This is a genomic window from Alicycliphilus denitrificans K601, assembly GCF_000204645.1.
GTDB lineage: Bacteria > Pseudomonadota > Gammaproteobacteria > Burkholderiales > Burkholderiaceae_C > Alicycliphilus > Alicycliphilus denitrificans.
Window position 1 is genome coordinate 1739247 of the sequence record NC_015422.1, and the last position, 13295, is coordinate 1752541.

A 13295-nucleotide genomic window follows, 5' to 3' on the forward strand; every position below is an offset into this window, starting at 1 on the left:
CTGCAGCGGGTCAGCGGCCGGCCGCGGCCGTGGCCAGGGCGGCGAAGGTGTCGTCGAGCTGGGGCGTCTCGGCGGCCTTCGTGTGGCTTTGCAGCTGCTGCAGCGCCGTGGCGGCGTTCTGCGTGCGGCGCGAGGCCGGGTCGAAGTACTTGTTGAGCGCCGCGGTGGCGGCCGCCAGATCGGTGCGCGCCGAGTCCATGCGCCGCGCCAGCAGGGCCAGGCGGGCGTTGAGCAGCTTGAGCTTGAGGTTCTCGCGCAGGAAGAAGGCCTGGTCGGGGGCGAGCAGCATGGCGTCGGGGTGGTCTATGCGGCTCACGCGCACCAGGCCGCGGGTCTCGTCGCGCACGCCTTCCCAGGTGCGGCGCAGCGCGGCTTGCCAGCGCGGCTCGCTGGCGGCGGCCGCTGCCGCGGCGGCGGGCTGTCCGTTGCCCGCCTGGTGGCGCATGGCGGCTGCCTGGGCCACGCCGCTGACGAGCGGCAGGTCGTCCACCTGGCGCACCAAGTCGTCCAGGCGGCCCAGCAGGCCGGCCGTGTCGGTGACGGAGGCATGCTCCAGGCGCTCCAGGTCCTGGCCCATGGCGCGCTGCACGGGCGCCAGCCTCGGCTGGGCGGCGCGTTCTATGCGCTGGCTGGCGCTCCTGAGCGCCGCCACCAGCGGCTGCAGGCTGCCCGTGAGCTGCGCCTGCTGCTGCGCCAGGCGCAGGCCAGCGTCGATGTCCACCACCAGGTTTTCGTCGCGCGAACGCGACAGGCTTTGCATGAGCTCCTCGAGCTGGCTGCGCTGCAGCGCCACCTCGCCCACGCGCGCCTCGGCCACGGCCAGGCGGGCCGAGGTGTCGCGCGCCAAGTCCTGCGCCTGCTGCGCGAGGGCGCGGGCCTCGATGGCCTGGGCGCCGGAGTCGGCGGTCTGGCGCGCCAGCTGTTCCTGGATGGAGGACAGGCGCTGCCACAGCAGCGCCGAGCCCACCAGCGCGGCCATGGAGATGACGCTCAGCGTGAAGAGCGCCGCGCCGCTGCCGGAGGAGGGCGTGGGTGTCCGGGGGGCCGGCGGCGCGGAGGCGGTCAACTCGGGGGGCGACTCATTGCTCATGCGGCGATTCTATCGATGCGACCACTTCCGCGAACGAGGGGCGGCACTCCAAAACGGTGCCGAAACCGGCCGCGCGCGCTGCCTGCGCGATGCGCGGATGGGTGGCCAGGGCGCGCGCGCGGCTCCAGTCCTGGCCTGGCAGGGCGGCGGCCAAGTGGGTCACGGCCTCGGAGCTGCTCAGCAGCCAGAGGGAGCCGTCGCCGGCGGCCGTGCGCGCCAGTGCCTGCCCGGCGGCATCGAGCCGCGGCGCCCTGCGCTCGTAGGCGGCGACGAAGTCCACGGCGCCGCCGGCCGCGCTGATCTGGCCTGCGAGCCATTCGCGCCCGTTGCCGCCCTCGGCTGCGGGGGCGCTGCTGCCGCGCACGACGAGGACGCGGTCGCCGGGGCTGATCTGCGGCGCCACGACCTGCCACAGCGCCTCGGAGTCGAACTGCGCCGCATCGGCGCCGGGTGCGTCGATGCGCGATGCCGGTAGCCCCGTCTGGCGCAGCGCCGCCACGGTGCCGGGGCCGGGTGCCCATACTCTGGTATTGATAGCTGCAAGCGCTTTCTGGGAAAGCCCTGGAGCCTGATTTTCTTCAAAGAAATACTGCACGGCGTTGCCGCTGACGAACATCACGGCGCGGTAGCTGCCCAGGCGCGCGCGGGCGCGCTGCAGCGCCTCGCGCAGCGCGGGATCGGCCACCGCCCCGATGGCGATGAGCGGCAGCGCCGCCGCCGCGATGCCGTGCGCCTGCAGGTCGGTCACCCATTGGGCCGCCTCGCGTGCGGGGCGCGTGACGATGGCGCGCGGCGGTGCGGCCACGCTCAGCATGCGGCCACGGCGCCGGCGGCGCGCAGCCGCCCGGCCACGGCCAGGCCCAGCGCATCGGCCTCGTCCAGCGTGGCCACTCGGCTGCTGCCCTCGGCGCGCACCAGCGGCAGCCGGCCCTCGACGTCGCCCCAGGCGGCCTGCAGCCGGAGCGTGTCGCCGCTCCAGACGCCGTGGGCGGCCAGGGGCATGGAGCAGCTGCCGCCCATGGCGCGGCTCACGGCGCGCTCGGCCGTGACGGTGAGCCAGGTGCGCTCGTGCGCCAGCGGGGCGAGCGCGTCGCGCAGGTCCTGGCGCTGGCTGCGGATCTCTATGCCCAGCGCGCCCTGGCCGGCGGCGGGCAGCATCTGGCCGGGCTCGAAGACGCTGCGGATGCGCTCGTGCAGGCCCAGGCGCTTGAGGCCCGCGGCAGCGAGCACGATGGCGGCGTACTGGCCCTCGTCGAGCTTGCGCAGGCGCGTCTGCACGTTGCCGCGCAGCGGCTCTATCTTCAGGTCGGGCCGCAGCGCCTGCAGCAGCACCTGGCGGCGCAGGCTCGACGTACCGACCACCGCGCCCTGCGGCAGCTCGTCCAGGCTCGCATGGTGCGGCGAAACGAAGGCGTCGCGCGGGTCCTCGCGCTCCATGATGCAGGCCAGGGCGAAGCCGTCGGGCAGCTCCATGGGCACGTCCTTGAGCGAGTGCACGGCGATGTCGGCGCGGCCTTCCTCCAGTGCCACCTCCAGCTCCTTGACGAACAGGCCCTTGCCGCCTACCTTGGACAGCGTGCGGTCCAGGATCTGGTCGCCGCGCGTGGTCATGCCCAGCAGCGACACGCTGTGCCCGCGTGCGGCGAGTAGGGCCTGCACATGCTCGGCCTGCCACAGGGCGAGCTGGCTTTCGCGCGTGGCGATGACGATGGGGGGAAGGGCGCTGGAGGTGGTCATGACGGCATGCGGATGGACCCTGCGGACACGGCGGCGGGGCAGCGGGCAATGCTAGCATGCTGCGCCGCAACACAAACCTTGCCATTTCCCTTTACCGGCGCACCAGGAGACACCCGCGTATGACCGCCCCCGCCCGCAAGACCGACGCCGCCGCGTCGCCCGCCCGCAGGACCGATAAGGACCTGCCGCTGATCCAGGACATCCGCCTGCTTGGGCGCATCCTGGGCGACGTGATCCGCGAGCAGGAGGGGGTGGCCGCCTACGAGGTGGTGGAGCAGGTCCGCAAGCTGTCGGTGGCCTTCCGCCGCGACGCGGACCATGAGGCCGACCGCATGCTCAAGAAGCTGCTCAAGAGCCTGACGGGCGACCAGACGGTGAGCGTGATCCGCGCCTTCACCTATTTCAGCCACCTGGCCAACCTGGCCGAGGACCGCCACCACATCCGCCGCCGCGCCGTGCACGAGCGCGCGGGCAGCAGCCAGGAGGGCAGCATCGAGGTGGCGCTGGCGCGCCTGCGCTGGGCCGGCATCGCGCCGCGCACGGTGGCGCAGACCCTGGCCACGAGCTACGTGGCGCCCGTGCTCACGGCCCACCCGACCGAGGTGCAGCGCAAGAGCATCCTGGACGCCGAGCGCGAGATCGCGCAGTTGCTCGCCCGGCGCGACGACATCCTGGCCCGCGCCCAGCTCTACAACAGCGCCAAGGACACCGTGAGCCCGCGCGAGCTGGCCGCCAACGAGGCGCAGCTGCGCGCGCGCGTGGCCCAGCTGTGGCAGACGCGGCTGCTGCGCTACTCCAAGCTGACCGTGGCCGACGAGATCGAGAACGCGCTCTCGTACTATGAATCGACCTTCCTGCAGGAGATACCGCGCATCTACGCCGACCTGGAACGCGAGCTCGGAGGCAACCAGAGCGTGGCCAGCTTCCTGCGCATGGGCCAGTGGATAGGGGGCGACCGCGACGGCAACCCCAACGTGAGCGCTGCCACGCTGGCCCTGGCTCTGCGCCGCCAGTCCGATGTGGCGTTGCGCCACTACCTGACCGAGGTGCACCACCTGGGCCGCGAGCTGTCGCTGTCGGCCAACTTGGTGCAGGTCTCGCCCGAGATGCAGGAGCTGGCCGTGCGCTCGCCCGACACCAGCGAGCACCGCCAGGACGAGCCCTACCGTCGCGTGCTCGCCGGCGTCTATGCGCGCCTGGCCGCGACGCTCAAGGATCTCAGCGGCGGCGATGCCGCGCGCCACGCCGTGGCGCCGCAGAACGCCTACGTCAGCGCCGAGGAGTTCCTGGCCGACCTGCGCGTCATCGAGGCCTCGCTGCAGTCGCACCGCGGCGCCGCGCTCACGGCCGAGCGCCTGCGCCCGCTGATACGCGCGGTAGAGGTGTTCGGCTTCCACCTGGCGACGGTGGACCTGCGCCAGAGCTCGGACCAGCACGAGCACGTGGTGGCCGAGCTACTGGCCACGGCGCGCGTGCAGGCCGACTACGCGGCCCTGCCCGAGCCCGAGCGCCGCGCCCTGCTCCTGCGTCTGCTGTGCGACGCGCGGCCGCTGCGCGTGGTGGGTGCGCAGTACTCGGAGCTCGCGATGAACGAGCTCGCCATCTTCGAGACCGCGCGGCTGATGCGCGAACGCTACGGCAAGGATGCCATCCGCCACTACATCATCAGCCACACCGAGACGGTGAGCGACCTGCTGGAGGTGCTGCTGCTGCAGAAGGAAGTGGGCCTCATGCGGGGCACGCTCGATGCCGGCGCCTGTGCCGACCTGATCGTCGTGCCGCTGTTCGAGACCATCGAGGACCTGCGCAATGCCGCGCCCATCATGCGCGAGTTCTATGCCATCCCCGGCATCGCGCAGCTCGTGCGCGCCAGCGGCGCGGAGCAGGACATCATGCTGGGCTACAGCGACAGCAACAAGGACGGCGGCATCTTCACCAGCAACTGGGAGCTGTACCGCGCCGAGATCGCGCTCGTGGCGCTGTTCGACGAGCTCAACGCCGCCAAGGGCGGCGCGCCTATACGGCTGCGCATGTTCCACGGCCGCGGCGGCACCGTGGGGCGCGGTGGCGGCCCGAGCTACCAGGCCATCCTGGCGCAGCCGCCCGGCACCGTGCGCGGGCAGATCCGCCTGACCGAGCAGGGCGAGGTGATCGCATCCAAGTACGCCAACCCCGAGATTGGCCGGCGCAACCTCGAAACGCTGGTCGCCGCCACGCTGGAGGCCACGCTGCTGCAGCCCACCAAGCCCGCGACCAAGGCCTTCCTGGAGGCGGCCGAGCAGCTGTCGCGCGACAGCATGGCGGCCTACCGCGCCCTGGTGTACGAGACGCCGGGCTTCGTGGACTATTTCTTCGGCGCCACGCCGATCCGCGAGATCGCGCAGCTCAACATCGGCTCGCGCCCCGCATCGCGCAAGCCCAGCCAGCGCATCGAGGACCTGCGTGCCATTCCCTGGGGCTTCAGCTGGGGCCAGTGCCGCCTCACGCTGCCGGGCTGGTTCGGTTTCGGGGCGGCGGTGCAGGCCTTCGTGGAAGCGCCGGGCCAGGACCCCAAGTCGCGGCTGGCGCTGCTGCAGAAGATGTACCGCCAATGGCCGTTCTTCCGCACGCTGCTGTCAAACATGGACATGGTGCTGGCCAAGAGCGACCTGGCGCTGGCCTCCCGCTACAGCGAGCTGGTGGCCGATGCGCGGCTGCGCAAGAAGGTGTTCTCCGCCATCGAGCAGGAATGGCAGCGCACGTCGGAGGCCCTCACGCGCATCACCGGCGAGAAGCAGCGCCTGGCGGCCAATACGGCGCTGGCGCGCTCGATGCGCCACCGCTTTCCCTACATCGACCCGCTGCACCACCTGCAGGTGGAGCTGGTGCGCCGCTGGCGCGCCGGCCAGGGCGACGAGCGTGTGCAGACCGGCATCCACATCTGCATCAACGGCATCGCGGCGGGCCTGCGCAATACCGGTTGATCAATGGCGGCCGGGCGCGCCGCCGAAGCGATTCAGTGCAGCGTGAGCGCGCCCGCGCTCTTGCTCTTGCCCGCGCGTGCCGGCGGGTTGCACAGGCCGCAGGTGTAGTGGCGGTTCTCGTACAGCTCAGTGACGAACTGGCCGCCGCACTGCGAGCACTTGGTGCGCGTGAGCATGCCCGCATCGACGAACTTGACGAGGCGCCAGGCGCGCGTGAACGACAGCAGGGGCTCGATCTGTGCGGCCGCCACCTGCTCGTTGTAGAGGCGGTAGGCCTTGGTGAGCAGTTCCACGCTGTCCAGGCTCACGCCCTTGGACAGGTATTCGTAGATGTTCAGGAACAGCGAGCTGTGGATGTTCTCCTGCCAGGTGAGGAACCAGTCCGTCGAGAACGGCAGCTGCCCCTTGGAAGGCGACTTGCCCGCGATCTCCTTGTACAGGCGTATCAGGCGCTCGTACGACAGCGTGGTCTCGGACTCCAGTACCTGCATGCGGGCCCCCATTTCGATGAGCATGGCGGCGCGTTCGATTTGCTTGGACTCGTTGAGGACGCTCTTGGCAGGTGCGGACATGTTGGCTTTCGGAAAGTGGTGGCGGGTGGGCGGGCTTCAGAGCACTTCGGATACGCGGCTGGCCATGAGGATGTTGGCGTGCAGCGTGTTGGTGGCTTCGCTGGCTGCCTTGCGCGGAGTGTTGTGGTTGGTCAGCAGGCTCCACACCAGCTCGTCGTCCACGCGGAAGCTGCACAGCAGCGTGTTGCGCGAGGCCAGCTTGAGCACCTGGGCGGCCGAGAGCGAGGCCAGGATGTCGGCGGCCTCCTCATTGAGCCCCAGGCGGAAAACGGCCTCGGCCTTGTCCTGGCGGATCAGGGTCTGGGCCAGCATCAGGTAGGTGAGGTTGGCTTCACGGATTTCGGCAAGCAGTTGTTCTGAGGTCATGAGTGAATCCTTTCCAGTGGTGGATCTTGCCTTGCATGCTGTTGCATGTGTTGCGTGATCCGTTGAAATGGATTGTGAAACCCGCCCAAAAGGAAATTAAGTCGGGGTTCCGCGCTGCGTTGCGTCCGGCTGACTGACGGGGCTTGTAGGAATTTGCCTTACACCGGTGTCGGCCTGCGCGCGAAAAACGGGCCGAAGCCCGTTGCACGCCATTGCGGTGGGAATGTCAGTCCGCGTTGCCCATCTGCGACTGCAGGTAGTTCTGCAGGCCGACCTTGTTCACGAGTTCGATCTGGGTCTCCAGGAAATCGATGTGCTCCTCGGTGTCCTCCAGGATCTCCTGCAGCAGGTCGCGCGAAACGTAGTCGCGCACCGACTCGCAGTAGGCGATGCCTTCCTTGACGGTTGCCTGGGCGCCATGCTCCGCGCGCAGGTCGCATTCCAGGATCTCGGGCACGTCCTCGCCGATCTGCAGCTTGCCCAGATCCTGCAGATTGGGCAGGCCGTCGAGCATGAAGATGCGGTCCATGAGCTTGTCGGCATGCTTCATCTCGCCGATGGACTCCTCGTACTCCTTCTTGGCCAGCTTGTCGAAGCCCCAGTGCTTGAGCATGCGGTAGTGCACGAAGTACTGGTTGATGGCCGTGAGCTCATTCTTCAGCTGGGCCTGCAGGTGGGAGATGACTTGGGCGTCGCCTTGCATGGGGTGCTCCTGGATGTGGGGTGGATGGATTCAGGAGGCATTGTCGGACAGCTGGAGCGTTGTCGCAGCAATCCACCGGACCATTTCCGCGGGGAGCGGGAACCTATATAGTTTTGGACAATCAAATCAATGAAATCAATTGATTGGATTCATTCTCAACTTCAGCCTAGACTCCAGTCCTGTCATCACTCAACCGCAACCGAAAGGAAACAACGATGTCCCTGATCAATACCCAAGTTCAACCCTTCAAGACCACCGCTTTCGTGAACCGTGGCGGCAAGGGCGAGTTCATCGAAGTGACCGAGCAAAGCCTCAAGGGCAAGTGGTCCGTGCTGATCTTCATGCCTGCCGCCTTCACCTTCAACTGCCCGACCGAGATCGAGGACGCAGCCGAGCACTATGCCGAGTTCCAGAAGGCCGGTGCCGAGGTCTATATCGTGACCACCGACACGCATTTCTCGCACAAGGTGTGGCACGAGACGTCCGCCGCCGTGGGCAAGGCCAAGTTCCCGCTGGTGGGCGACCCCACGCATCAGCTGACCAACGCCTTCGGCGTGCACATCCCCGAGGAAGGCCTGGCGCTGCGCGGCACCTTCGTGATCAACCCCGATGGCGTGATCAAGACGCTGGAGATCCACTCCAACGAGATCGCCCGCGATGTGTCGGAAACCCTGCGCAAGCTCAAGGCGGCCCAGTTCACGGCTGCGCATCCTGACCAGGTGTGCCCGGCCAAGTGGAAGGAAGGCGCCAAGACGCTGACTCCTTCGCTGGACCTGGTTGGCAAGATCTAAGCGCAAGACGCTACGCAGCCGGACAGACGCAGGGCGCGTGCGCTCTGCCGTCCGGCTTTTTTACGCCCCTGCTTTTTCAGAACAAGGAATCCACCATGCTTGACGATCAACTCAAATCCCAACTCGCCGCCTACCTGGAGCGCGTGACGCAACCGTTCGAGATGGTGGCTTCCCTGGACGACGGCGAGACCTCGGCGCAGATGCGCGAACTGCTCACGACCATCCAGTCGCTGCGCAGCGACAAGATCAGCCTGCGCACCGACGGCCAGGATGCGCGCAAGCCCTCGTTCACGCTGCAGCGCGTGGGCGCGGGCACCAGCCTGCGCTTCGCGGGCCTGCCCCTGGGCCATGAATTCACCTCGCTGGTGCTGGCGCTGCTATGGACGGGCGGCCATCCGCCCAAGGTGGAGCAGGACCTGATCGAGCAGGTGCGCTCGCTCGACGGCGACTTCAACTTCGAGGTCTACATGAGCCTGACCTGCCACAACTGCCCCGACGTGGTGCAGGCCCTGTCGCTCATGGCCGTGCTCAACCCCAAGGTCAAGACCACGGTGATCGAGGGCGGCGCCTTCCAGCAGGAGGTGACCGAGCGCGAGATCATGGCTGTGCCCATGGTTTACCTGAACGGCCAGGTGTTCGGCGCGGGCCGCATGGAGCTGGCCGAGATCGTCGCCAAGCTCGACACCGGCGCCGCCAGGCGCGAGGCCGCCAAGCTCTCGGCCAAGGAAGCGTTCGACGTACTCATCGTCGGCGGCGGCCCAGCCGGCGCCGCGGCGGCCGTGTACGCAGCGCGCAAGGGCATCCGCACCGGCGTGGCGGCCGAGCGCTTCGGTGGCCAGGTCAACGACACGCTGGACATCGAGAACTACATCTCCATCCCCCGCACCGAGGGCCCGCAGTTCGCTGCCGCGCTGCAGCAGCACGTGAACGCGTACGACGTGGACGTGATGAACCTGCAGCGCGCCAAGGCGCTCAGGCCCGCCAGCCAGAGCGGTGGCCTGATCGAGGTGGAGATGGACAACGGCGCCGTGCTGAAGAGCAAAACCGTCATCCTCTCGACCGGCGCGCGCTGGCGCAACATGAACGTGCCCGGCGAGGAGCAGTACCGCACCAAGGGCGTGGCCTATTGCCCGCACTGCGACGGCCCGCTCTACAAGGGCAAGCGCGTGGCAGTGATCGGCGGCGGCAACTCGGGCGTCGAGGCGGCCATCGACCTGGCCGGCGTGGTGGCGCATGTCACGGTGTTCGAGTTCATGCCCCAGCTCAAGGCCGACGCCGTGCTGCAGAAGAAGCTCGCCAGCCTGCCCAATGTGGACGTGGTGCTCAATGCCCAGACCACCGAGGTGCTGGGCGACGGCAGCAAGGTCAACGCGCTGGCCTACAAGGACCGGGCTACGGGCGAGGAAAAGCGCGTGGAGCTCGAAGGCATCTTCGTGCAGATCGGCCTGCTGCCCAACACCGACTGGCTCATGGGAACGGTGGAGCTGTCCAAGTTCGGCGAGATCGTCATCGACGCCAAGGGCCAGACCAGTGTGCCCGGCGTGTTCGCCGCGGGTGACTGCACAACGGTTCCGTACAAGCAGATCGTCATCGCCGCGGGAGCGGGCGCCACCGCCGCCTTGAGCGCCTTCGACCACTTGATCCGCACCAGCGTACCGCAATGACGCCGCGGGCCGGAACCGCACCCCGCGGGCCCGGCCCATTTCTTCCTTCCCCCACCAGGAGATGCACCATGACCGACAAGCAAAAGCTCACCACCGCCTTCGGCTGCCCCGTGGTCGACAACCAGAACACGATGACGGCCGGCCCGCGCGGCCCCGTCCTGCTGCAGGACGTCTGGCTGCTGGAGAAGCTCGCGCACTTCGACCGCGAGGTCATCCCTGAGCGGCGCATGCACGCCAAGGGCAGCGGCGCCTACGGCACGTTCACCGTCACCAACGACATCACCAAGTACACCAAGGCCAGGATCTTCTCCGAGGTCGGCAAGAAGACCGAGCTGTTCGCGCGCTTCACCACCGTCGCGGGCGAGCGCGGCGCGGCCGATGCCGAGCGCGACATCCGCGGCTTCGCGGTCAAGTTCTACACCGAGCAGGGCAACTGGGACATGGTGGGCAACAATACGCCGGTGTTCTTCCTGCGCGACCCGCTCAAGTTCCCGGACCTGAACCACGCCGTCAAGCGCGACCCGCGCACCAACATGCGCAGCGCGCAGAACAACTGGGACTTCTGGACCTCGCTGCCCGAGGCGCTGCACCAGGTCACCATCGTCATGTCCGAGCGTGGCATCCCCGCGAGCTACCGCACCATGCACGGCTTCGGCTCGCACACCTTCAGCTTCATCAACGCGGCCAACGAGCGTTTCTGGGTCAAGTTCCACTTCAAGTGTCAGCAGGGCATCCGCAACCTGACCGGCGCCGAGGCCGAGGCCCTGATCGGCAAGGACCGGGAAAGCCACCAGCGTGACCTGTACGACGCCATCGAAGCCGGCGACTTCCCGCGCTGGAAGTTCATGATCCAGGTCATGCCCGAGAAGGACGCCTCCAGGGTGCCCTACAACCCGTTCGATCTGACCAAGGTCTGGCCGCATGGCGACTATCCGCTGATCGAGGTCGGCGTGATGGAGCTCAACCGCAACCCGGAGAACTTCTTCGCCGAGGTCGAGCAAGCGGCCTTCAACCCGGCCAGCGTGGTGCCCGGCATCGGCTTCTCGCCCGACAAGATGCTGCAGGCGCGGCTGTTCTCCTACGGCGACGCGCAGCGCTACCGCCTGGGCGTGAACCACTACCAGATCCCGGTCAACGCGCCGCGCTGCCCCGCGCACCACTACCACCGCGACGGCGCCATGCGCGTGGACGGCAACTTCGGCAGCACCCGCGGCTACGAGCCCAACAGCTACGGCGAATGGGCCGAGCAGCCGGACTTCCGCGAGCCGCCGCTGTCGGTGGAGGGCTCGGCCGACCACTGGAACCACCGCGAGGACAGCGACTACTACTCGCAACCCGGAGCGCTGTTCCGCCTGATGAACCCGGCCCAGCGGCAGGCGCTGTTCGATAACACGGCCGCCTCCATCGGCGGCGCCACGCGCGAGGTGCAGCTGCGCCACATCCGCAACTGCCTGAAGGCCGACCCGGCCTATGGCGCGGGCGTGGCCAAGGCCCTGGGCATCCCCGAGAGCGAGTACGCGGGCTGACGACGCCCGCCGCCCATGGAGCGCGCGCGATCCGGATTTAAAATGCGAGTCTTCCATGCGCCACCTGCTGCTCATCCTGATACTGGCTTGCCTGCCGCTGCAGTCCATCTGGGCGGCGGCGGCCAGCTATTGCGGGCATGAGACGGCACCCGCGGCCGCGCATTTCGGGCACCACCAGCACCTGGTCCACGACGGCCACGCCGCAGCCGCATCCGGCGGATGCGCGCATGGCCATGACGGCACCAGCGTGCGCACGGGCGGCGTGGACATGGACTGCCACGTCTGTCACGGCGTGGGCAGCGCCCTGTATGCCGAGCCCGCTGCCACCGCGCTGCGCCTGGGCGCCATGCGCCCCGCGCCCTTCGTATTGCCGCTGCTGCGTGCTCCCGCGCCAGCGCGCCCCGAACGCCCCAACTGGCCGGGCCTTGCCTGAGCGGCAAGGCGGGGCGGGGCAGCCCCTGGTCCACTGAAACACTGGAATCCGGCGCGGTGCAGTCCGCCCGCTCCGGTGATCGAGGGGACTGGCTTTCATCGACGCAGCCGCGGCTTGGCCGCAGCGCCTGCAATGCCTTGCCGATTTTTCACCCATGGCCATGCCAATGGAGAAATATCGGATGCCATTTGTCTGGAAGATTTCCCGGGCCCGCTTGCGGGCCCTCGCACTAACCTTGGCCTGGGGGCTGGCGGCGGCGTCCGCCGCCGCCCAGGCAACCCCGGCCGTCTCCCCGCTGCAGGCCCTGTTTGAGCGGGCCTGGCGGAGCCAGCCCGAGGCGCAGGCGCTGCCGCTGCGCCGCCAGGCCGCGCAGGCCGGGCGCGACAGCGCCGACGCCTGGATGCCCGAGCCCGCGGCGCTGGAGCTGCAGACCAAGAACGACCGCATCGGCAGCCGCCTGGGTGCGCGCGAGCACACTGTGGGCGTGGCCCTGCCGCTGTGGCTGCCCGGCGAGCGCGCGCGCAAGGCGGCGCTGGGCGACGCAGAGCTGCAGGCCGTGGACAGCAGCGGCTTGGCCGCGCGGCTGGAACTGGCCGCGCGCGTGCGCGAATCCTGGTGGAACTGGCGGCGCGCTTGCAGCGACCGGGCGCTGGCCCAGGGGCAGTTGGAGAATGCGCGCGCCCTGGCCGCCGATGTGGCACGCCGCCTGGCGGCGGGCGACATGGCACGCTCCGACCATTACCAGGCCCAGGCCGTCCAGGCACAGGCTGAGGCCACGCTGGCCCAGGCGCAAGGCGCGTGCGACGCCGCCCGGGCGGCGCTGGTCGTCTGGAGCGATGGCCAGCCTCTGCCGCCCGAGAACGAAGCCCTGGGCGCGGAGCCCGCTCCCGTCCTCCAACAGCCCCAGGCCGCCGCGTACGGCCATCCGGCCCTGGCCGATGGCGAGCGCCAGGCCGCGCTGGCGCGCCGCCAGGCCGAACTGGCGGCCGTGCAGACGCGCGCCAACCCCGAGCTGACGCTGTCGGCATCGAGCGAACGCGGTATGGCCGGCGATCGCTACCAGCAGTCCGTCACGCTGGGCGTGCGCCTGCCGCTGGGCGCGGGCGTGCGCGCTCAGGCCCGAGAGGCCGCTGCTCTGGCCCAGGCGCTGGAGCTCGAGACCCGCGTGGAGCGCGAGCGCGCGCGCCTGGCCGCCGGCATCCGCGCCGCCCAGGCGCAGGCCAGCGCGGCCGCCGCGCAGGAGCAGGCCATGGCGCGCAATGCCGAGCTGGCCGGCGCCACGCGCGGCTTCGTCGCCAAGGCCTTTGCGCTGGGCGAGGCCGACTGGCCCACGCGGCTGCGCGCCGAGCAGGACGCCGTGCAGGCCGAACGCCAGGCGCTGCGCGCGCGCATCGACGCCGCTGCCGCCGTGTCCGCCCTGCGCCAGGCGCTGGGGCTGCTGCCGCAATGA

General features: G+C 69.3%; 12 protein-coding genes. 6 read left to right on the plus strand and 6 right to left on the minus strand.

Going from position 1 to position 13295, the window contains the following annotated elements; all coding sequences use genetic code 11:
• Positions 1-10: 10 nt before the first annotated feature.
• From ALIDE2_RS08235 to hemC, 3 genes are read right to left on the minus strand one after another with little or no spacing between them, the layout of a single operon-like run.
• Positions 11-1090: a uroporphyrinogen-III C-methyltransferase gene (locus tag ALIDE2_RS08235; protein ID WP_013721797.1), complete on the minus strand. Its 1080-nt coding sequence runs from the start codon at positions 1088-1090 to the stop codon at positions 11-13.
• Positions 1080-1904: a uroporphyrinogen-III synthase gene (locus tag ALIDE2_RS08240; RefSeq protein ID WP_013721798.1), complete on the minus strand. Its 825-nt coding sequence runs from the start codon at positions 1902-1904 to the stop codon at positions 1080-1082. Before ALIDE2_RS08240 ends, ALIDE2_RS08235 begins: the two co-directional genes overlap by 11 nt.
• Entirely contained in the window at positions 1898-2827 is a 930-nt protein-coding gene (gene hemC, locus ALIDE2_RS08245) for a hydroxymethylbilane synthase (protein WP_013721799.1), read from the minus strand. Before hemC ends, ALIDE2_RS08240 begins: the two co-directional genes overlap by 7 nt.
• A gap of 119 nt (positions 2828-2946) precedes the next feature.
• On the opposite strand from hemC, the gene ppc reads away from it, so the two are divergent.
• Positions 2947-5790 carry a phosphoenolpyruvate carboxylase gene (gene ppc / locus ALIDE2_RS08250; RefSeq protein ID WP_013519628.1) on the plus strand — a complete coding sequence of 948 codons (2844 nt, stop codon included), beginning with the start codon at positions 2947-2949 and terminating at the stop codon, positions 5788-5790.
• Between the two features lie 32 nt (positions 5791-5822).
• Here ppc and flhC read toward each other — a convergent pair whose 3' ends face one another.
• The 3 genes from flhC to bfr form a co-directional block, all read right to left on the minus strand.
• Positions 5823-6362 carry a flagellar transcriptional regulator FlhC gene (flhC, locus tag ALIDE2_RS08255; RefSeq protein ID WP_013519627.1) on the minus strand — a complete coding sequence of 180 codons (540 nt, stop codon included), beginning with the start codon at positions 6360-6362 and terminating at the stop codon, positions 5823-5825.
• A 36-nt stretch (positions 6363-6398) separates the two neighbouring features.
• A complete protein-coding gene (gene flhD, locus ALIDE2_RS08260) occupies positions 6399-6728 on the minus strand; it encodes a flagellar transcriptional regulator FlhD (RefSeq protein ID WP_013519626.1) in 330 nt (109 codons plus the stop codon).
• Positions 6729-6954: 226 nt separating this feature from the next.
• Positions 6955-7431, minus strand: a complete 477-nt coding sequence (gene bfr, locus ALIDE2_RS08265; RefSeq protein ID WP_013519625.1) for a bacterioferritin — start codon at positions 7429-7431, stop codon at positions 6955-6957.
• A gap of 215 nt (positions 7432-7646) precedes the next feature.
• Here bfr and ahpC point away from each other — a divergent pair, with 215 nt between their 5' ends.
• The 5 genes from ahpC (at position 7647) to ALIDE2_RS08290 (ending at position 13295) form a co-directional block, all read left to right on the plus strand.
• The gene (ahpC, locus tag ALIDE2_RS08270) at positions 7647-8222 is read left to right on the plus strand and encodes an alkyl hydroperoxide reductase subunit C (RefSeq protein ID WP_013519624.1); all 576 of its coding nucleotides are present in this window, start codon (positions 7647-7649) and stop codon (positions 8220-8222) included.
• Between the two features lie 95 nt (positions 8223-8317).
• Entirely contained in the window at positions 8318-9886 is a 1569-nt protein-coding gene (gene ahpF / locus ALIDE2_RS08275; protein WP_013721800.1) for an alkyl hydroperoxide reductase subunit F, read from the plus strand.
• Positions 9887-9954: 68 nt separating this feature from the next.
• Positions 9955-11412: a catalase gene (locus ALIDE2_RS08280; RefSeq protein ID WP_013519622.1), complete on the plus strand. Its 1458-nt coding sequence runs from the start codon at positions 9955-9957 to the stop codon at positions 11410-11412.
• Between the two features lie 55 nt (positions 11413-11467).
• Positions 11468-11845, plus strand: a complete 378-nt coding sequence (locus ALIDE2_RS08285) for a hypothetical protein (protein ID WP_013519621.1) — start codon at positions 11468-11470, stop codon at positions 11843-11845.
• A gap of 181 nt (positions 11846-12026) precedes the next feature.
• Positions 12027-13295: a TolC family protein gene (locus ALIDE2_RS08290; protein ID WP_013519620.1), complete on the plus strand. Its 1269-nt coding sequence runs from the start codon at positions 12027-12029 to the stop codon at positions 13293-13295.

Excerpts from the sequence above, each read along its gene's own strand:
- ALIDE2_RS08235 (WP_013721797.1), bottom strand. The coding sequence starts at position 1,090 with ATGAGCAATGAGTCGCCCCCCGAGTTGACCGCCTCCGCGCCGCCGGCC.
- ALIDE2_RS08240 (WP_013721798.1), bottom strand. The coding sequence starts at position 1,904 with ATGCTGAGCGTGGCCGCACCGCCGCGCGCCATCGTCACGCGCCCCGCA.
- hemC (WP_013721799.1), bottom strand. The coding sequence starts at position 2,827 with ATGACCACCTCCAGCGCCCTTCCCCCCATCGTCATCGCCACGCGCGAA.
- ppc (WP_013519628.1), top strand. The coding sequence starts at position 2,947 with ATGACCGCCCCCGCCCGCAAGACCGACGCCGCCGCGTCGCCCGCCCGC.
- flhC (WP_013519627.1), bottom strand. The coding sequence starts at position 6,362 with ATGTCCGCACCTGCCAAGAGCGTCCTCAACGAGTCCAAGCAAATCGAA.
- flhD (WP_013519626.1), bottom strand. The coding sequence starts at position 6,728 with ATGACCTCAGAACAACTGCTTGCCGAAATCCGTGAAGCCAACCTCACC.
- bfr (WP_013519625.1), bottom strand. The coding sequence starts at position 7,431 with ATGCAAGGCGACGCCCAAGTCATCTCCCACCTGCAGGCCCAGCTGAAG.
- ahpC (WP_013519624.1), top strand. The coding sequence starts at position 7,647 with ATGTCCCTGATCAATACCCAAGTTCAACCCTTCAAGACCACCGCTTTC.
- ahpF (WP_013721800.1), top strand. The coding sequence starts at position 8,318 with ATGCTTGACGATCAACTCAAATCCCAACTCGCCGCCTACCTGGAGCGC.
- ALIDE2_RS08280 (WP_013519622.1), top strand. The coding sequence starts at position 9,955 with ATGACCGACAAGCAAAAGCTCACCACCGCCTTCGGCTGCCCCGTGGTC.
- ALIDE2_RS08285 (WP_013519621.1), top strand. The coding sequence starts at position 11,468 with ATGCGCCACCTGCTGCTCATCCTGATACTGGCTTGCCTGCCGCTGCAG.
- ALIDE2_RS08290 (WP_013519620.1), top strand. The coding sequence starts at position 12,027 with ATGCCATTTGTCTGGAAGATTTCCCGGGCCCGCTTGCGGGCCCTCGCA.